The following is an 18,258-nucleotide window of genomic DNA, read 5'->3' as shown; positions in this document are numbered from 1 at the left end:
AAAAACGGGACGGCCCTGGCGGGCTGTCCCGTTTTTTGTGCTGCCGTACATAAATGGGGCTTGCAAAAATCGAACAAATGTTGTATACTAAAATCGAACGAAAGTTCTATTTAACCCATTGGATCTTTTTTTCGACCCAGCCCGGTCTATGGGACAGAGCATGGAGTAAAATCGGTTTGTCAACTGGAAAACCGATGCAGGAGGGAACGACATGGAGACCATCTATTACAGTCTGGATGCCAAACGACTCACTGTCTGCGGAGAAGCCGCGGGCCGCAGGGCCAGCGGCGGGCAGGAGACGGTCTGCTATGCCTTTGTCCCCCGGCCCCGCCGCCCGGTGACGCCTGCGGGCGGGAAGGTGGTGGATTTCACCGCCTACCGGCAGGCCGCCCACCCGGAGGAGTATGCCCCGCGGGAGGAGGCGCCCGGCCGGCCCCGGCCGGTCCGGCGGCGGCGCACGCTGGCGCTGACCGTGGATCTGGCGGCCACTGGCGCGGTGGTTGTGCTGCTGGCGGCGGTGGTGCTGCGCTTTTTCGCGGGATAGAACCGAAAAATTGCCCCGGTGCGGCTCTGCGCACCGGGGCAATTTTGTGCAGAGGGAAAAATATGCAGAAGACTATTGACAAATTGAGTTAGCGGGTGTAAACTCAATTTGTTCTAGGCGGTTAGCATTAGCTAACCGCCTGATAAAAGAAAATTGGTTAGCAGAAGTTAACCTGTAAGGGAGAGAAGCCACGATGATGCCTCTGACGCTGGCAAAGCAGGGCGAGACGGTGACCATTCGGAAGATTACCGGGAAGGATGAGATCCGCCAGCACCTGGCCGAGCTTGGATTTGTGGTGGACGGAACGGTTACGGTGGTCAGCGAGCTGGGCGGCAACTTGATTGTGCAGGTCAAGGACAGCCGCATTGCTCTGGACAGGACTATGGCCCACCGGGTTATGATCTGAGGAGAGGAGACAGAACATGAAGACACTGCGGGATGCAAAGGTAGGAGACACTGTCACGGTGGTCAAGCTCCACGGTGAGGGGGCGGTCAAGCGCCGGATCATGGACATGGGGATCACCAAGGGCGTGGCGCTGCACGTGCGCAAGGTCGCCCCTCTGGGCGACCCCATGGAGCTGAACGTGCGCGGCTATGAGCTGAGCGTGCGCAAGGCCGATGCGGAGATGATCGAAATCGCCTAGGGGGAGCGCTTCCCCGGATACGGCCGCGCCGCCAAAGGCGGCACAGCGGAGCGGTACTGCATCTGTGAATTAGTTATATCAAACTCACGGAAAAGGAAGGGACTGAGAGATTATGGAGCTTAAGATCGCGCTGGCGGGGAACCCGAACTGCGGCAAGACGACGCTGTTCAACGCCCTGACCGGTTCAAACCAGTACGTGGGCAACTGGCCCGGCGTAACAGTGGAGAAAAAAGAGGGCAAGCTGAAGGGCCACAAGGAGGTGGTCATTCAGGACCTGCCCGGCATCTACTCGCTGTCTCCGTACACGCTGGAGGAAGTGGTGGCGCGGAGCTATCTGGTGGGTGAGAAGCCGGACGCGATTCTGAACATCGTGGACGGCACGAACATCGAGCGCAACCTGTACCTGACGACGCAGCTCATCGAGCTGGGGATTCCGGTGGTGGTTGCGGTCAACATGATCGACCTGGTGCGGAAGAACGGGGACAAGATCGACCTCGGCAGGCTGGGGGAGGCCCTGGGGTGCGAGGTGGTGAGCATGAGCGCGCTGAAGGGCGAGGGCGGCATGACCGCGGCGGAGAAGGCCGTGGCGCTGGCCAAGTCCCACCGGGCGGGTGAGCTGCCCCACGTGTTCACGGGCAGCGTGGAGCACGCCATCGCCCACATCGAGGAGTCCATTGCGGGGCTGGTGGACGACCGTTACCTGCGGTGGTACGCCATCAAGGTGTTTGAGCGGGACGACAAGGTGATGGCCCAGTTGAATCTGACGGGTGAGCTGAAGGCCCACCTGGAGGCCCACATCGCCGACTGCGAGAAGGAGCTGGACGACGACGCGGAGAGCATCATCACCAACCAGCGGTACGCGTACATCAACGGGGTTGTGAACAAGGCCGTGAAGAAGAAGGCGGCGGCCCACAGCCTGACCACCTCTGACAAGATTGACCGGATTGTGACCAACCGGATTCTGGCCCTGCCGATTTTCGCGGCGGTTATGTTTGCGGTGTACTATGTGGCCATCGGCACGGTGGGCGACTGGGTGACCGGTTGGACCAACGACGTGCTGTTCGGCGAGATTGTGCCGCCGGCGGTGAGCGGCTGGCTGGAGGGCATCGGCACCGCCCCCTGGCTGCAGGGGCTGATTGTGGACGGCATCATTGCCGGCGTGGGCGCGGTGCTGGGCTTCGTGCCCCAGATGCTGGTGCTGTTCCTGATGCTGTCCATCCTGGAGGATGTGGGCTACATGGCCCGCGTGGCGTTCATCATGGACCGTATCTTCCGCAAGTTTGGCCTGAGCGGCAAGAGCTTTATCCCCATGCTCATCGGCTCCGGCTGCGGCGTGCCCGGCGTCATGGCCTCCCGTACCATTGAGAACGAGCGCGACCGCCGGATGACGGTCATGACCACCTGCTTCGTGCCCTGCGGGGCCAAGATGCCCATCATCGGCCTGTTCGCCGGCGCCCTGTTCGGCGGCAGCGGCCTGGTGGCGGTGTCCGCCTACTTCATCGGCGTGGCGGCCATCATCTTTTCCGGCATCATCCTGAAAAAGACCAAGGCGTTTGCAGGCGACCCCGCCCCCTTCGTTATGGAGCTGCCCGCCTACCACGTGCCCTCTGTGGGCAACGTCCTGCGGGCCACTTGGGAGCGCGGCTGGTCCTTCATCAAGCGGGCCGGCACCATCATCCTGGCCTCCTCCATCATCCTCTGGTTCCTCCAGGGCTTCGGCTTTACCGAGGCGGGCTTCGGCATGGTGGAGGACAACAACACCTCCCTGCTGGCGGCCATTGGCGGCGCGGTGGCCTTTCTCTTTGCACCCCTGGGCTTCGGCACCTGGCAGGCCACCGTGGCCACCGTTACCGGCCTCATCGCCAAGGAGAACGTGGTGTCCACCTTCGGCGTGCTCTTCGGTCTGGGCGCCGATCTGACGGAGGAGGACCCCGGCCTGCTGGCCGCCGTGGGCACCCACTTCACCGCCCTGAGCGCTTACAGCTTTATGATCTTCAACCTGCTGTGCGCCCCCTGCTTTGCGGCTATGGGCGCCATCAAGCGGGAAATGAACAACGCCAGGTGGACCCTGGGCGCCATCGGCTATATGTGCGGCTTTGCCTATGTGGTCTCCCTCATCGTCTACCAGCTCGGCGGGCTTATCACCGGCGAGGTCTCCTTCGGCATCGGCACCATCGCCGCCGCTGCCGCCCTCGTCGGCCTGGTCTACCTCCTTGTCCGCAGAAACAAGTACGACGAGAACACCCTCTCCATTTCCGCCGTCGCCGCCGCGGCCAAGTAAGGAGCGCCTATGAATGCACCAACAATTATCATTGGCCTGATCATTCTGGCCGTGTTTGCGGCCATTGTGGGAAAGGGCATTTACAACCGCCGCCATGGCAAGAGCTCCTGCTCCTGCGGGGGCTCCTGCGGCGGAGGGTGCGGCCACTGCGCCTCGTCCGGGCTGTGCCACCCTGAGAAGCAACCGCCGACACGCCGGGGCGCGGCTGGCGCCCCTTAGTTAAGGAGTCATACATGGAGCTGACCAATACCAACGTACGCTATCTTTTGACCATCTACCACCTCTCGCAGGCCCGGCTGGAGGTGTCCTCCAAGGATATCGCCCAGACCCTGGACGTGTCCCGCGCCTCCGTCACCAGCATGATGTCCATTCTGACAGACAAGCGCCTGGTGACCAAGGAGCGGTACGGCAAGGTACACCTGACCGACGACGGCTGCCGGTGGGCCCGGGTGCTGGCCAGCCAGACGGACAAACTGGCCGAGACGCTGCAAAACCGGATGGAGCTGTCCTATGAGGAGGCGTGGAAGGCCGCCTGCGCGGCAGTCTCCGAGCTGCCCCGCCACTGTTTTGAGCCCATCCATGTTCCAGACAGACAGAGAAAGGAAGTTTTCCAATCATGAAGTGGTATCAGAATCCGAAGGTCCTCTGCTTTGCCGGCGGCGTGGCCGCCGCCCTGGTGGGAGCCAAGGTTGCCAAGTCCCCCAAGACCCGTGAGCTCTGCGTGGCCGGCATGGCCAAGGGCATGAAGCTCCAGCAGGACGCCAGGGTGACCCTCCAGAACATGAAGGAGGACGCTCAGGATCTGTGTGCGGAGGCCAAGCAGAAGGCGGCCCAGGAGACCGCCGAAGAGGCGTAACGCAGCCATGAGATATCGCATCGCATACGACCAGCCCGGCCGCCTTCGGGTGCGCTTCGGCCCGGATGCGTTTACCCAGGAGCAGGGCTACGGCATTGCCGCCCTGCTCCTGGGCCGTCCGGGCGTGCGGGAGGCCGTCACCTGTGCGCTCAATGGCAGCGTGCTGGTGTGCTACGAGGGGGAGGGCCGGGCGGAGGCCCTGGCAGTACTCCGGGGGCTCCGGCGGGACGCCCTGCCGGTGGGGACCGCCGCCGACGATGACCAGCTCCGCCAGGTGGACAGCCTGTTTCTGGGCCGGCTCCTTTCCATGGCCGCCCGCCATTTCCTGAAAAAGTGGTTTTTCCCCTTCCCTGTCCGCTGCGCCGTGACTCTGTGGAACGCGGCGGGCTACTGGCGGGAGGGCCTGAGAAGCCTGGGCGGGGGGCGGCTGGACGTGGCCGTGCTGGATGCGGCCTCCATCGCCGGAGCCATCGCCCGGCGGGAGTGGTCCACCGCCGGCTCGGTCATGTTCCTGCTGGGCCTGTCCGCCCTACTGGAGGACTACACCCGCAAGCGCACCCAGACCACCCTGACCCAGAGCTTGGCCATCCACGTGGACACCGTGTGGCGGGTGGCGGAGGACGGCTCCGAGGAATCCATCCCCATGGGCCGCCTGGCTCTGGGGGAGCGTATCCGGGTGCGCTCCGGCGCCCTGATCCCGGTGGACGGCACTGTCACAGACGGCGACGCCATGGTGAATGAGGCGTCCATGACCGGCGAGCCCCTCCCCGTCCACAAGCGCCAGGGCTCCACCGTCTACGCCGGCACCGTGCTGGAGGAGGGCAGTCTGGTCATCCAGGCCGCGGCCCTGGCCGGCGAGAGCCGGATTCAGCAGATCGTGGGCCTCATTGAGAATTCCGAGGCGCTGAAGGCCGGAGCCCAGAGCCAGGCCGAGCGGCTGGCCGACGCCATCGTGCCCTTCAGCTTTGCCGGGGCCCTGGCGGTGGGCCTGCTGACCCGGAATGTGACCCGGGCTCTGTCCGTACTGATGGTGGACTACTCCTGCGCCATCAAGCTGTCCACCCCCATCTCCATCATCTCCGCCATGCGGGAGGCCTCCGCCCGCCGTATTATGGTCAAGGGCGGCAAATACCTGGAGGCCTTTGCCGAGGCGGATACCATCGTATTCGACAAAACCGGCACCCTCACCGCCGCCTGCCCCCGGGTGGAGGAGGTTCTGGACTTCACCGGCCGGGGGGAGGACGAGCTGCTGCGGTGCGCGGCCTGCATCGAGGAGCACTTCCCCCACAGCATGGCCCGGGCCGTCACCCGCGCCGCCGAGGAGCGGGGCCTCAACCACGAGGAGCGCCACGCCGAGGTGGAGTATGTGGTGGCCCACGGCGTGGCCACCACCCTGGAGGGGGAGCGGGCCCTCATCGGCAGCCGCCACTTCATCTTCGAGGACGAGGGCGTTGCCTGTACCGACGAACAGGCTAGGCGGATCGCCGCGGCCGCCCGCGGCCGTTCGGTGCTCTATCTGGCCATCGGCGGCAGGCTGGCCGGCGTGCTGTTGATCAGCGATCCGCCCCGCCCCGAGGCCGCTGAGGCCATCGCCGCCCTGCGGGCGCTGGGGGTGCGCCGGGTGATCATGCTCACCGGCGACCAGGAGACCGCCGCCCGGGCGGTGTGTGAGCGGCTGGGCATCGACACGTTCCGCGCCCAGGTGCTCCCAGCCGACAAGGCCTCCCTGATCGAGGGCTACAAGGAGGGCGGCAGCAGGCTCATCATGGTGGGCGACGGGGTCAACGACTCCCCCGCCCTGGCCGCCGCGGATGTATCCGTGGCCATGAGGGATGCCTCCGACCTGGCCCGGGAGGTGGCGGATATTACCCTCCTCTCCTCCGATCTGCGGGAGCTGGCCGCCCTGCGCCGCCTCTCCCAGCGGATGCTGGAGCGCATTAACCGCAACTACAGGTCGATTTTGACCATCAACACCAGCCTGCTGGCGCTGGGGATTTTCGGCATACTGCCGCCGACCACCACGGCCCTGCTGCACAATGCCTCTACCATGGCCATCAGCGCCGCCAGCATGCGGCCCTATCTGCCCGCGCCCGGCGGGCGCAGGGCCCAGGGAAAGGAGCCTGGCAATGAAACAGCATAGATTCTGGGCTTGGGGCGCCGTGTTCTGTATGCTCATGTGCATCTACACCGGCAAGCGCCGCAAGTAAAGCAAGGCAGAGAAGGCCCCTCCCCGCCGTCCGGCGGAGAGGGGCCTTTGCCGCCGCCGTGACAGGAGAGCGCGGGCATGCAGTCACCACGCCGGACGGCGGGACTGTCCGGCAGTGAGCTGGCGGAGGGATTGGGCGCACAGCGCGCCGTAGAACTTCAGATACTTCTTTTTTGCCTGGCGCTGGAGGCGCTGGCGCTCCTGAAAGGCCTTCCAGCAGGCGCAGCTCTTGTGGCAGCCGCTGTGGTAGGAGGGACATTGGCTCTGACAGGGAAGCATGGGGGTTCTCCTTTCTGCGGGGGCGGGAGGTACGGTTCCCGTCCAGTGTAGGCCGGATCAGAGCCCAACTGCCACCATGGTGCTGTAAAAGGGAGGTAAATAATTGGAGTTTACCGCATTTGTAGAGCATGCTAACTAAAAATAATGACAAATAAGAGGATAAATATATACAATCTAAACAAAATGGAGTGGCTGAAATCGGGCAAAAGGCAGAATAATGTGAGCATGGTTGCAATTGGAAGATGCTCATGGTATCATGCAAAACACCTTGCGGGGTCGGGGCTCTGACCACTGGAGACTCCGCGCCGGAGGACTCCCGGTCGCAAGGAAAGAAAAAGAGGAGGAAACATGAAATGAAATCCCATAAGCCATCCAAACTGATCGCTCTGGGGCTCACCCTCACCATGGGCCTGAGCATTCCTGCGGCGCTGGCAGCCAGTTCTCTGGTGCCCGCCTCCACCAAGGTCACGGTGGACGGTAAGGCGGCCGCTGTCGAGGGATACAATATTGACAACGGCAACAACTATTACAAGCTGCGCGATTTCGCCAGCGCGCTGGACGTGGGCCTGACCTGGGATAAGGCTACCGACACTGCGGCCATCGACACCGGCTCCCACTACAAGCCCGACGCCACCCAGCTCATCACCGGCAACTGGGCCCCCGCTACCCGCGCCCGCATCCAGGCCGTGATTGACGAGAACGCCAACCAGGGCAAGTACGTGGTCTTTGACTTTGACAACACCTCCGTTATCTTCGACATTCAGGAGGCCCTGCTCATCTACCAGATTGAGAACCTGCAATTCAAGATCGACCCCGCCGACATGGAGGCCGTTCTGGAGACCGGCATTCCCGACCTGAACAAGTCCATGGGCACCAGCCTGGACGGCAAGAACATCACCCCCGCCACCCTGGTGGCCGACATCACCAGCGATTACGAGTGGATCTATGCCAACTACGAGGGCTTTGAGGGGGACAAGGACCTCAACTACATCCACGCGTCCAACCAGTACCAGGACTTCGCCGCCAAGCTGCGCTTCATGTACGGCAACCTGGGCGACTACTTTGATCACGCCGTCTCTTACCCCTGGGTTGGCTATCTGTTCACCGGCATGACCCCCGACGAGGTGCAGAAGCTGGCTGCCGCCTCCCACCAGTATTGGGCAGACTACGGCCGCTATGCCGAGGAAACCTGGACCTCTCCCGTGGAGCTGCCCGGCAAGACCGGCATTGTCTCGATTGACTTTATCACCGGCCTGACCTTTACCGACGAGCTGAAGGACCTGTATGCCACCCTCCAGGCCAACGGCATCGACGTGTATATCGTCTCCGCCTCCCCCATCGACACCGTGCTGGCCGCCAATGAGACCATGGGCTACAACCTGCCCGAGGACCACGTCTACGCCATGCGCAACAAGCTGGGCGAGGACGGCCGCTACATTAACGAGTATAACTACGACTGGGGCGGCGAGGGCAAGTACGCCCAGACCCAGGGTGAGGGCAAGAGCACCATTATCACCAACTTCATCGCGCCCCAGTATGACAACGCCGGCCCCCTGATGGTCTTTGGCGACAGCTCCGGCGACTGGAACATGATGACCGACTGGATGGAGAGCGGCGACACCGAGCTGGGCGTCATCTTCAACCGTTACCGCAAGCCCGGCAGCGACCCCATCTGGCAGGGCTCCAACGAGGCCGCCCAGTCCATCGGCGATCCTGACGCCCGCTTTGTCCTCCAGGGCCGCGACGAGAACACCGGCGAACTGCGCCCCAGCGAGAAGTCCATCCTGCTGGGTGAGACCGACGAGGTGCTGGTCCGCCCCGCCGAGTAAGGCAGGCATAAGCGCAATTTCATATACGGCGGCAGCCGGGAGTGGAGCCTGCGGGCTCCCTCCCGGCTGTTCTGATCAAACTTTAAGATTTTTTTAATGAAAACCGGGAACCTTGCTCTGGACATTTCGTCTGTAATGTTGGATAATGGAATATATAACCAAGAAAAAACCTGCATTGGAAGGAGAGAATGAACATGAAGCGAACCCATAGAGGGCTTGCCCGGCTGCTGTCCGCGGGTATGAGTCTGGCCCTTTTAACGAGCCTGGTACCCGGGGCCACGGCGGCGAGCCGAAATGTAGAATACGAGGTGGATGCGGATGAGGTCCTCTACTTGGAAAAGGAGGACTTCGATAAATTTGTGTATGACGAAACGTCACAGGGTACCGAGGTGGATGAGCTCTGGTTTACAAACTTACCCTCGTCCAGTAAGGGTGTGCTATATTTTGACTATGACGGCCGAGACGAATATGAGGTCGAAAAGCGAGAGAGCTTTACCCGCAGAGACCTAGATGATCTCGCCTTTGTGCCAGATGAGGACTACGATGGTTCCGTAACGATCGGTTTTAGCGGTGAGTCCGACCAGGGTGAGAATTTTTCTGGTACACTTTATATTGAGGTCAATGGCACAGGGCGTTCATCCTCTGACGGCGAAGTGACCTATGAGGTGGATGTCAACGACGCCGTGGATCTGGACGTGGACGATTTTGACGACTATGCCTACGACGAGTCGGACGGCACCGAGGTCGATTACATCTTCTTCACCGACCTGCCCTCCTCCAGCAAGGGCACCCTCTACTACGACTATGGCTACTCCAGTGAACGCGAAGTAGAGGAGGAAGAGGAGTTCGACCGGGACGAGATCGACGACCTGACCTTTGTGCCCAAGCGGAATTATGAGGGGACGGTTACCCTGTCCTTCGAGGGCCGGTCGGACGCCCGGGATAAGTTCTACGGCGACCTGGTCATCGAGGTGGGCGGCGGCCGGAGCAGCAGCGCCGCCAGGGGCGACGTGACGTACGATGTGGACGTCAACGACACGGTGGACTTCGACTATGACGACTTCGACGAGTTCGTCTACGACGAGACCAGCGGTACCGAGGTGGGACGGGTCTGGTTCACCGATCTGCCCTCCTCCCGGGAGGGCACCCTCTACCGGGACTATGACAAGCGGGATCAGGAGGAGATTGACGAGGACGAGGAAATCCGCCACGACGAGATCGACGACCTGACCTTCGTACCCAAGCGCAATTTTGAAGGGGCGGTCACCATCCCCTTTGAGGGCAGGGCGGACGACGGCGACAAGTTCGCCGGCGAGCTGGTCATTCGGGTGGGCGATGCCGGCGGCGCCGACATTACCGTGGAGCTCCAGGCCGGCAACGGTTCCACCGTCAACTTCCAGACGGACGCGTTCAACGAGGCCTGCGTGAAGGAGACCGGCGCCAATCTGAACTATGTGATCTTTGATTACGACTCCGGCCGCGGCGGCTATCTGTACTACCAGCACGGCGAGTCCGGCGAGTCTGAGGTGGGCTCCGGCCGTTATTACCGCGCCTCCTCTCCCCGGCTGGACCAGGTTTCCTTTGTCCCCGGCAGCGGCACTGGCAGCTCCGTGCGCATCCCCTTTGAGGGGGAGGCCACCAACGGCAAGTCCTTCTACGGCGAGGTCAAGCTGACCTATGTGACGCTGAGTGAGCCCACCATCATCACCTACACCTCCACCGGCCTGGCCGTGGACTTCAACGCCGCCGACTTTACCGCCGCCTGCGCGGCCCGGGGCGGCAAGGCCCTGACCTCCGTCCGGTTCCCCGCCCCCGACACCACCGGCGGGCAGCTCTACTACAACTTCCACACTCCCACCCAGTACCGCGGCGAGGTGGTTTCCACCGTGGACTACTCCGTGGGCGGCGTCTACCTGCTGGGCGAGGTCACCTTCCTGCCCAAGGCGGGTTACAGCGGCGTTGTAACCATCCCCTATGTGGGTACCGATGCCGACGGCATCGAGTATACCGGCACCGTTCAGGTGATGGTCACGCCCTCCGCCTCCTCCCGCTTCAGCGACATGGGCAGCTATAACAGTTGGGCGGGAGCTTCCGTGGAATTCCTGGCCGCCTACGGCATTACCACCGGTACGGGCGACGGCGCCACCTTCAGCCCCGCCTCCACCCTCACCCGCGGCGACTATATCCTGATGCTCTACCGCACCTTTGGCTTCAGCAGCACCGCCGCCGCAGGCAACTTTACTGACGTGGCCGCCGGCAGCTACTACGCCGAGGCCCTGGCCCATGCCAAGGCTTTGGGCATCGCCACCGCCGAGGCGGACGGGAGCTTCCGCCCCAACGACCCCGTCACCCGGCAGGACGCCATGGTGTTCCTCCTGCGGGCCATGCAGGCCGTCAACCGGTCTGTGCCCAACGCCTATGACAGCTACCTGAGCCGCTTCCCGGATGGGGCCTCCGTGGCGGACTACGCCCGCACGGCCATGGCCGCCATGGCCCAGGCCGGCGTGATCCAGGGCAACGAGCAGGGCAAGCTCAACCCCACCGGAACCCTGAACCGGGCGGAGATGGCCGTCATTCTCCACCGCGCCCTCACCCTGTAACCCAGCTCCCAAGCCGGGGCCGCCCAGCGGCCCCGGCTTTTTGTGCAAAATATGGGACAGGGAGGCTTGAAAAGGGCGGCTTGGGTATGATATAGTATCAAGGTATTGGTATCGGCTGCATCCCTTCGGATGTGGTCGTTTTTGTGAGACGGAACCGGGGGGATGGACGTGTTTGACGGACTTCTGTTTGATCTGGACGGGACCCTGTGGGATTCGGTGGATGCCATCTGCATCTCCTGGAACCGGGCCCTGGAGCGGCTTGCGCCGGAGTATGCCGGCACCGTGACCCGGGCGCGGCTGCTGCCGTGTATGGGGATGCTGCTGCCCGATATCCTCCACCGCCTGGTGCCGGAGCTGGACCAGGAGCGGATGAAGCCCATTCTGGAGGAGGTGCTGTCGGAGGAAAACGCCTATGTGGCCGCCCACGGGGGCGTCCTCTACCCCGGGGTGGAGCAGACCCTGGCGGCGCTCTCCGCCCGCTGGCCCCTCTTTCTCGTCAGCAACTGCCAGGACGGGTATATTGAGGCCTTTTTCCGGGCCCACGGACTGGGGCGCTATTTTACGGACTACGAAAACCCCGGCCGCACGGGGTTGCCCAAGGCGGACAACATCGCCCTGGTGGCGGAGCGGAACGGCCTGAGGCGGCCCCTCTACATCGGGGACACCCAGGGGGACTATGACGCCGCCTCCAAGGCGGGGGTTCCCTTCCTCCATGCCGCCTACGGCTTCGGGCGCATTGACCGCCCTGTGCCCTCGGTGGCCGCCTTTGAGGCGATCCCGGACGCCATCCGCCGCCTCACTCCGCCGTAAGGCGGGGCGATGTAGGCATCGCCCCCTACAACGTCCAAATGCGGGCCTGTTCCAGCCGTAGGGGCGGATGCCCACATCCGCCCGGCACCCATGCACCAACTCTATCAAGGAGGACATTACCTTGTCACAATACGAGAAAGAAATCAACCGCCGGCGTACCTTTGCCATCATCAGCCACCCGGACGCCGGCAAGACCACCCTGACCGAGAAATTCCTGCTCTACGGCGGGGCCATTGCCCAGGCCGGGCAGGTCAAGGGCAAAAAGAACACCCGGGCCGCCACCTCCGACTGGATGGAGATTGAGAAGCAGCGCGGCATCTCGGTCACCTCCTCCGTCATGCAGTTCCAGTACGAGGGCTACTGCATCAACATCCTGGACACCCCCGGCCACCAGGACTTCTCCGAGGACACCTACCGCACCCTCATGGCCGCCGACAGCGCGGTGATGGTCATTGACGCGGCCAAGGGCGTGGAGGCCCAGACCCGCAAGCTGTTCAAGGTGTGCGCCATGCGGGACATCCCCATCTTCACCTTTATCAACAAGATGGATCGGGAGGCGCGGGACTCCTTCGAGCTGCTGGAGGAGCTGGAGAAGGAGCTGGGCATCGAGACCTACCCGGTGAACTGGCCCATCGGCTGCGGCAAGGACTTCCAGGGCGTATATGACCGGGGCAGCCGCAAGATTATCCACTTCACCTCCAACGGCGGAGCCAAGGCGGCCACCGCCACCGAGGTGGAGCTGGGCGATCCCAACCTGGACGGACTGATCGGCGAGCGGCTCCACCAGCAGCTCACCGACGAGATCGAGCTGCTGGACGGCGCGGCCGCCGCGTTTGATCTGGACCGGGTGCGCCACGGCAAGCTCTCCCCGGTGTTTTTCGGCTCCGCCCTCACCAACTTCGGCGTGGAGCCCTTCCTGGAGCACTTCCTCCAGATGACCACCGCCCCCCTGCCCCGGCGGGCGGGCGAGCTGGTGGTGGACTCCCTGGACGACGACTTCTCCGCGTTTGTGTTCAAGATCCAGGCCAACATGAACAAGGCCCACCGGGACCGCATCGCCTTTATGCGCATCGTCTCCGGCCGCTTTGACGCGGATAAGGAGGTGTACCATGTCCAGGGCGGCAAGAAGCTCCGCCTGTCCCGGCCCCAGCAGCTCATGGCGGCCGAGCGGGAGATCATCGAGGAGGCCTACGCCGGCGACATCATCGGCGTGTTTGACCCGGGCATCTTCTCCATCGGCGACACCCTGTGCGCCCCGGGCAAAAAGTTCCGCTTCGACCCCATCCCCACCTTCGCCCCCGAGCACTTCAAGCGGGTGCGCTCCCTGGATACCATGAAGCGCAAGCAGTTTTTGAAGGGAATGGAGCAGATCGCCCAGGAGGGCGCTATTCAGATCTTTAAGACCCCCTACACCGGCATGGAGGAGGTCATCGTGGGCGTGGTGGGCACCCTCCAGTTCGACGTGCTGGAGTACCGCCTCAAGAACGAGTACAACGTGGAGCTCTATATGGAGGGCCTGCCCTACGAATACCTGCGGTGGATCGAGACCGACGACGGCGAGCCGGTCAAGGAGGAGGATCTCATCCTGGGCACCGACGTGAAGCTGGTGGAGGACTACAAGGGCAACCAGCTCCTGCTGTTCGGTTCCCAGTGGGCCATCGGCTGGACCGAGGAGCGGAACAAGAACCTCACCTTCCACGAGTTCGGGGGTACCAAGTTCTGATAAAATCAAAAACCGCCCGCCGGCCTGCGCCGGGGGGCGGTTTTTTGCCGCGTCGGTTACCGCACGGGGGTGTAGCTGGGGACGGCCTCCTCGTCCGTGGCCTCCAGCTTGAAGATAACGGGCCGCAGGCCGTCGTTGCAACTACAAATGGCCACGCCGGGCTTGCGAATCCAGTCTCCGTAGTAGAACAGCCCCTCCCCCGCGCCGTGGGCCAGGGCGAAGGCGTACTGGTAGACCGCCTTCCACGCCTCGTCACAGAAGCCCTCCGGCTTGGCGTAGTCGGCGTAAAAGACCTGCCCTTCCCGCAGCATGGGACAGGCCGTCAGCCCCTCGGCGCCGTATTCCTCTGCCAGCTCCCGGTCCAGGGTGGTTTTCAGAACGGTAATTTTCACGCGCTTCATGACAATTCCTCCTCGTGTGAGAATAGGATAGCACCGCTCAAGGGCATTGGGCAAGGGGAAGTTTTCCACACGGGGGACTAAACGGGTGGAAAAGTCAGCCCTGGCTATGGGGAGCGAGCCTGGCTTTACCGCCTGCCCGGTCCAGGGCCAGCGCCAAGACGGCAAAGACCGCCCCGCTGCCCACCGCCTGTACCAGCGTGCCCAGGAACTGGGGCCAGAAGGCGTTGACGCCGCCCAGCAGCAGGCAGGCGGCCAGGCCGTACGCCGCCGGGGAGAGCAGGCAGGCCAGCAGAAGGGCCGCCCCGTTCCGGGGGCAGAGGAGCCGCGGGGCCCGGCTGGTAAACAGGAGGGCCACCAGGGCCTTGATGAGCAGCGTGGGGACCACCCACAGAGGGGCGGTGAGCAGATCCGCCAGCCCGGCCCCCACCATGGCGGCGCCCACGGCGTAGGGGGCGGGCAGCAGACAGGCCGCCAGGTAGATCAGCGCGTCTCCCAGGTGGATGTAGCCGCCGGTGGGGATGGGGATATGGAGCAGATAGGCGGTGGTGACCGCAATGGCTCCGGCGAACAGGGCGGCCAGGCAGAGCAGCCGGAGTTTTTTCGATTCGCGCACAGGGGCTCCCTCCTTTTTTTGTCTGTCCCCATTGTACGCTCCGTCTGACCTTGTTAAAAGTATCAGAATAAATCTATTTTAAAAGGTCAGGCGAGGCGGAGGAAACACACAAAACCTGCCCCATCCCCATAAAATAGGGCAGGGAGGTGGAAAAATGGAAGAGACAGTCCTGCGGGAGCAGCTCAGGACGGTGGATGAATCCCTGCTGTTTCTGTTGTTGATCGTACTGTCGGTGCTGCTCTCCTACTGGGGGGTGCGCATACAGCGGGAGGGGCTGTGCAGAACCCTCCAGGGGGATGCCGAGGGGGCGGCCGCCCTGCCCCGGGTGTTCCCCATCCGCCTGAGCGCCTCGGCCCTGGTGGTGGGAGCGCTGGGCTTTTTCCTCTGTCTGGCCCTCAAGACAGAGCGGGAGACCGCCCGGGGTGGGACGCCGGCGGCCCGGCGGTCGGCGTGCACCAACCTGTGGGCCTCCCTGTTTGTCTTTCTCGCCGCCCTGCTGCGGCTGGACGACCTGCTGGGCACCCGGGATGCCTCGGGGGAGGTCATCTGAAATAAAGCAGGCGCGCCCTGCGGCGCGCCTGTCGAGGATGCGGGTCAGTTTGCCGGCCCCTTGGCAAAAAAGGTATAAACCCCGGTGGCCACCGTCCGGCCCGTGTCGTCGGTGAGCACGGCCTCGTACACCAGGACGGTTTTGCCCAGCTTCCTGGGCGTGGCCGTGCAGGTGATGCGCGCTCCGGACGCCGGGGCCAGATACTGCATGGAGCAGTCCAGGGTGACGCACATGTGCCCGGTGGTGAAGGCCGCCGTGCCGCACACGGTGTCCGCCAGGGTGACCAGCGCCCCGCCGTGGACGATGCCCATGGGGTTGAGGCTGGAGGGCTGCACCTCCAGCACGCCCACGGCGCTGTGATCCGGCCGCAGCTCGGTGACGTACATGTGGTTGGCGGGGGCGAAGCAGCCGCTGGTATTCACCAGCTCCAGAAGCTTACTGTAGGAATCCATCGAGAATCTTCTCCTCCGCCTCCTGCTCGGTGAGGCCCAGGGTCATGAGCTTGAGAATCTGGTCGCCCGCGATGCGTCCGATGGCCGCCTCGTGAATGAGCTGGGCGTCCACATGGTTGGCCACGATGGCGGGGATGGAGGAAATTCTGGCGTCGCCCATGATGATGGAGTCGCACTGCACATGGCCGAAGCACCTGGCGTTGCCCGTCACCTTGGGGTAGAACACCTGCTGGGACTGGTCCTGGGCCACCGAGCGGGACACCACCCGGCCGTTGGCCCCCTCGCCGTCCAGAATGATCTCCATATCGCTCTCGGCGGTCTGCTCCCCGTGGGTGAGCAGCTTCTCGGTGATGATGGCCTCGGCGTCCTTCCCCACCACGATTTTCGTCTCCCGCTTGGTGGAGTCCACGCCGCGGATCTGGGTGCTCTCCAGATTGATGGTGGCCCCCTCCTCCAGATACACGACGGTCTGGGGGTTCATGATGCGCTTGCCGGTGCCGGGGCCCTCGCCGTAGTGGCGCTCCACATAGCGGACCTTGGAGTTTTTGCCCACGTAGAAGGTGTGCACGCCGTCGTGCTGGCTGGTCTCGCAGCCGGTGTTGTGGATGCCACAGCCGGCCACGATGTCCACATCGCAGTCCTCGCCGATGAAGAAGTCGTTGTATACCATCTCGCTCAGCCCGGTCTGGCTGATGATGACCGGGATGTGGACCGACTCGTGCCTGGTGCCCGGCTTGATGCGGATGTCGATGCCCGACTTGCCCGGCTCGGTCTTGGTGGTGATCTCAATGTTGGCGGTGCTGTTCCGGGAGTCCAGCGCGCCGTTGCGGCGGATGTTGTAGGCCCCCTGGGGGGTCTTCTCCAGCTCCGCGATCTCTTTCAGCAGTTTCCACTCAGCCTGATCCATGCTTACCTCGCCCCCTCCGACATATAGCTGCACCCGGCCGAGGTGTTGGCCAGGATCTGGGGGAAAATCTCGTCCTTGGGCCCGTGCTTGGCGATTTTCCCGTCGCGGATCATCACAATCTCGTCGGCCAGGTCAATGATGCGCTCCTGGTGGGAGATGACGATCAGCGTGGCCTCCCGCTTCTGGTGGATGGCCTTGAAGGTCTCGGTCAGCTTGGCAAAGGACCACAGGTCGATGCCCGCCTCCGGCTCGTCAAAGATCATCAGCCCCGACTTGCGGGCGAGAATCGTGGCGATCTCAATGCGCTTGACCTCGCCACCGGACAGGGAGGCGTCCACCTCCCGGTCGATATAGTCGGCGGCGCACAGGCCCACCCGGGTCAGATACTGGCAACCCTCCTCCCGGGTCAGCTTCTCGCTGCCCGCGGCCAGGGCCAGCAGATCCCGCACCCGCAGGCCCTTGAAGCGGGGCGGCTGCTGAAAGCCGTAGCTCACCCCCAGGCGGGCCCGCTGGGTGATGTCCAGGCCGGTGATGTCGGTGCCATTCCAGGCGATGGTGCCCCCGGTGGGCCGCACCAGGCCCATGATGGCCTTCGCCAGGGTGGTCTTGCCGCCCCCGTTGGGGCCGGTGATGACCACAAACTGATGGTCAGCTACGGTGAGGGAGACGTCGTTGAGGATACCCAGCTCCTCGCCGGACTCCCCCTCCACCTGGTAGCTGAGATGCTTTATCTCCAGCATACGCGGTCTCTCCTTTGTACTATGCTTCTTCTCATGAGATATTATTTTATCACGGCGGGGGGGAAAATACAACCCTGCCGGGCGCAAAAACCACACTATTCGCATAGGATAAGGTGAATCCAAATCATCAGGAGGCTTTGTCTATGGAACAAGATCATTTGCCCTGCTCCTGCGACCAGGAGGTCTTTGAGCGGGTGTGGCGGCGGGTGATGCCCGAGGACCGGCCCGACTGCCCCTTTACCCTGGGCGAGGACGCCGCCGCCCCTCCGGCCGTCCAGCCCCCCGCAGCGGCTCTGCCTGCCGTGGTACATACTGCTCCAGCCGGCGAACAGGCGCCCTCCCGGCCCGTGGTGGGAGAAGAGCACGACGTGCCCTGCCTGGGGGCGTCCTCGGCGGTGTACGGCGCCCAGCTCCAGCGGCTCATTGACCGGGAACTGGCGGATTGGAGGGCCTATCAGGCCCTATCCCGCCGGGCCCAGGGAAACAGCGGGCGGGTGCTGGCCACCATCGCCGCCGACGAACGCCGCCACGCCAAGCGGCTTTCCACCGCCTATTTTCTCATCTCCGGGGTGCGGTACTGGCCGGTAGACCGGGTACCCAATCCATCCCCCGCCCCCTTCTCCGCCGCCCTGCGGGAGCACTTCATGGAGGAGCAGCGGGGGGCGGCCGCCTACCAGACCGCGGCGGCGGAGACTGCCGATCCCTGCCTCCACGAGCTTTTTCTGGAGCTGGCGGGGGAGGAGGACTCCCACGCCTGGCTCCTGCGCAGCGTACTGGAGCAGCTATAAGAACACCCCCGGCGCACGGCTTTGCCGCGCGCCGG

20 protein-coding genes are annotated in these 18,258 nt (G+C 63.6%); 14 read left to right on the top strand and 6 right to left on the bottom strand.

What is annotated here, in order from left to right:
• Positions 1 to 211: 211 nt before the first annotated feature.
• The 8 genes from HMPREF0372_RS06245 (at position 212) to HMPREF0372_RS06210 (ending at position 6,465) form a co-directional block, all read left to right on the top strand.
• The gene (locus HMPREF0372_RS06245) at positions 212 to 544 is read left to right on the top strand and encodes a hypothetical protein (protein ID WP_007489908.1); all 333 of its coding nucleotides are present in this window, start codon (positions 212 to 214) and stop codon (positions 542 to 544) included.
• A 193-nt stretch (positions 545 to 737) separates the two neighbouring features.
• On the top strand, positions 738 to 950 hold the full coding sequence (locus HMPREF0372_RS06240; protein WP_007489905.1) for a FeoA family protein: 213 nt from the start codon (positions 738 to 740) through the stop codon (positions 948 to 950).
• A 16-nt stretch (positions 951 to 966) separates the two neighbouring features.
• Complete coding sequence (locus tag HMPREF0372_RS06235; RefSeq protein ID WP_007489904.1) at positions 967 to 1,188, top strand: FeoA family protein; 222 nt, start codon at positions 967 to 969, stop codon at positions 1,186 to 1,188.
• Positions 1,189 to 1,300: 112 nt separating this feature from the next.
• Complete coding sequence (gene feoB, locus HMPREF0372_RS06230; RefSeq protein ID WP_007489902.1) at positions 1,301 to 3,469, top strand: ferrous iron transport protein B; 2,169 nt, start codon at positions 1,301 to 1,303, stop codon at positions 3,467 to 3,469.
• 9 nt (positions 3,470 to 3,478) lie between these two features.
• Positions 3,479 to 3,688: a hypothetical protein gene (locus HMPREF0372_RS06225; RefSeq protein ID WP_007489900.1), complete on the top strand. Its 210-nt coding sequence runs from the start codon at positions 3,479 to 3,481 to the stop codon at positions 3,686 to 3,688.
• A gap of 14 nt (positions 3,689 to 3,702) precedes the next feature.
• The gene (locus HMPREF0372_RS06220; RefSeq protein ID WP_007489899.1) at positions 3,703 to 4,089 is read left to right on the top strand and encodes a metal-dependent transcriptional regulator; all 387 of its coding nucleotides are present in this window, start codon (positions 3,703 to 3,705) and stop codon (positions 4,087 to 4,089) included.
• Positions 4,086 to 4,325 (top strand): hypothetical protein, encoded by a 240-nt coding sequence (locus HMPREF0372_RS06215; protein ID WP_007489898.1) that lies wholly within the window; start codon positions 4,086 to 4,088, stop codon positions 4,323 to 4,325. Before HMPREF0372_RS06220 ends, HMPREF0372_RS06215 begins: the two co-directional genes overlap by 4 nt.
• A gap of 7 nt (positions 4,326 to 4,332) precedes the next feature.
• Positions 4,333 to 6,465 carry a heavy metal translocating P-type ATPase gene (locus HMPREF0372_RS06210; RefSeq protein WP_007489897.1) on the top strand — a complete coding sequence of 711 codons (2,133 nt, stop codon included), beginning with the start codon at positions 4,333 to 4,335 and terminating at the stop codon, positions 6,463 to 6,465.
• A gap of 150 nt (positions 6,466 to 6,615) precedes the next feature.
• Here the strand turns inward: HMPREF0372_RS06210 and HMPREF0372_RS06205 are convergent, their stop codons facing one another.
• Entirely contained in the window at positions 6,616 to 6,810 is a 195-nt protein-coding gene (locus HMPREF0372_RS06205; RefSeq protein ID WP_007489896.1) for a hypothetical protein, read from the bottom strand.
• A 353-nt stretch (positions 6,811 to 7,163) separates the two neighbouring features.
• Between HMPREF0372_RS06205 and HMPREF0372_RS06200 the strand changes: the two genes are divergently transcribed.
• The 4 genes from HMPREF0372_RS06200 (at position 7,164) to HMPREF0372_RS06185 (ending at position 13,772) form a co-directional block, all read left to right on the top strand.
• On the top strand, positions 7,164 to 8,639 hold the full coding sequence (locus HMPREF0372_RS06200) for an HAD family hydrolase (protein ID WP_007489895.1): 1,476 nt from the start codon (positions 7,164 to 7,166) through the stop codon (positions 8,637 to 8,639).
• A gap of 194 nt (positions 8,640 to 8,833) precedes the next feature.
• Entirely contained in the window at positions 8,834 to 11,239 is a 2,406-nt protein-coding gene (locus tag HMPREF0372_RS06195) for an S-layer homology domain-containing protein (RefSeq protein ID WP_155116978.1), read from the top strand.
• Between the two features lie 162 nt (positions 11,240 to 11,401).
• The gene (locus HMPREF0372_RS06190; RefSeq protein WP_007489893.1) at positions 11,402 to 12,049 is read left to right on the top strand and encodes an HAD family hydrolase; all 648 of its coding nucleotides are present in this window, start codon (positions 11,402 to 11,404) and stop codon (positions 12,047 to 12,049) included.
• 121 nt (positions 12,050 to 12,170) lie between these two features.
• Positions 12,171 to 13,772: a peptide chain release factor 3 gene (locus HMPREF0372_RS06185; RefSeq protein ID WP_035299357.1), complete on the top strand. Its 1,602-nt coding sequence runs from the start codon at positions 12,171 to 12,173 to the stop codon at positions 13,770 to 13,772.
• 56 nt (positions 13,773 to 13,828) lie between these two features.
• On the opposite strand, the gene HMPREF0372_RS06180 is transcribed toward HMPREF0372_RS06185, so the two are convergent.
• Positions 13,829 to 14,173, bottom strand: coding sequence for a TIGR04076 family protein (locus HMPREF0372_RS06180; protein ID WP_007489889.1), 345 nt, complete (start codon positions 14,171 to 14,173; stop codon positions 13,829 to 13,831).
• 94 nt (positions 14,174 to 14,267) lie between these two features.
• Positions 14,268 to 14,786: a TIGR04002 family protein gene (locus HMPREF0372_RS06175; RefSeq protein ID WP_007489887.1), complete on the bottom strand. Its 519-nt coding sequence runs from the start codon at positions 14,784 to 14,786 to the stop codon at positions 14,268 to 14,270.
• Between the two features lie 154 nt (positions 14,787 to 14,940).
• Here HMPREF0372_RS06175 and HMPREF0372_RS06170 point away from each other — a divergent pair, with 154 nt between their 5' ends.
• Positions 14,941 to 15,336: a hypothetical protein gene (locus tag HMPREF0372_RS06170; protein ID WP_007489885.1), complete on the top strand. Its 396-nt coding sequence runs from the start codon at positions 14,941 to 14,943 to the stop codon at positions 15,334 to 15,336.
• A 44-nt stretch (positions 15,337 to 15,380) separates the two neighbouring features.
• Here HMPREF0372_RS06170 and HMPREF0372_RS06165 read toward each other — a convergent pair whose 3' ends face one another.
• From HMPREF0372_RS06165 to HMPREF0372_RS06155, 3 genes are read right to left on the bottom strand one after another with little or no spacing between them, the layout of a single operon-like run.
• Positions 15,381 to 15,788 carry a PaaI family thioesterase gene (locus tag HMPREF0372_RS06165; RefSeq protein ID WP_007489884.1) on the bottom strand — a complete coding sequence of 136 codons (408 nt, stop codon included), beginning with the start codon at positions 15,786 to 15,788 and terminating at the stop codon, positions 15,381 to 15,383.
• Positions 15,772 to 16,695, bottom strand: coding sequence for a SufB/SufD family protein (locus HMPREF0372_RS06160; protein WP_007489883.1), 924 nt, complete (start codon positions 16,693 to 16,695; stop codon positions 15,772 to 15,774). The genes HMPREF0372_RS06165 and HMPREF0372_RS06160 overlap by 17 nt, the downstream gene beginning before the upstream one ends.
• 2 nt (positions 16,696 to 16,697) lie before the next feature.
• The gene (locus HMPREF0372_RS06155; RefSeq protein ID WP_007489882.1) at positions 16,698 to 17,435 is read right to left on the bottom strand and encodes an ABC transporter ATP-binding protein; all 738 of its coding nucleotides are present in this window, start codon (positions 17,433 to 17,435) and stop codon (positions 16,698 to 16,700) included.
• A 143-nt stretch (positions 17,436 to 17,578) separates the two neighbouring features.
• Here HMPREF0372_RS06155 and HMPREF0372_RS06150 point away from each other — a divergent pair, with 143 nt between their 5' ends.
• Positions 17,579 to 18,223: a rubrerythrin gene (locus HMPREF0372_RS06150; protein ID WP_007489881.1), complete on the top strand. Its 645-nt coding sequence runs from the start codon at positions 17,579 to 17,581 to the stop codon at positions 18,221 to 18,223.
• Positions 18,224 to 18,258 lie beyond the last annotated feature (35 nt).

The organism is Flavonifractor plautii ATCC 29863, from assembly GCF_000239295.1.
In the GTDB taxonomy this organism is placed as follows: domain Bacteria; phylum Bacillota; class Clostridia; order Oscillospirales; family Oscillospiraceae; genus Flavonifractor; species Flavonifractor plautii.
This window is presented reverse-complemented; position numbering and strand designations above follow the sequence as displayed.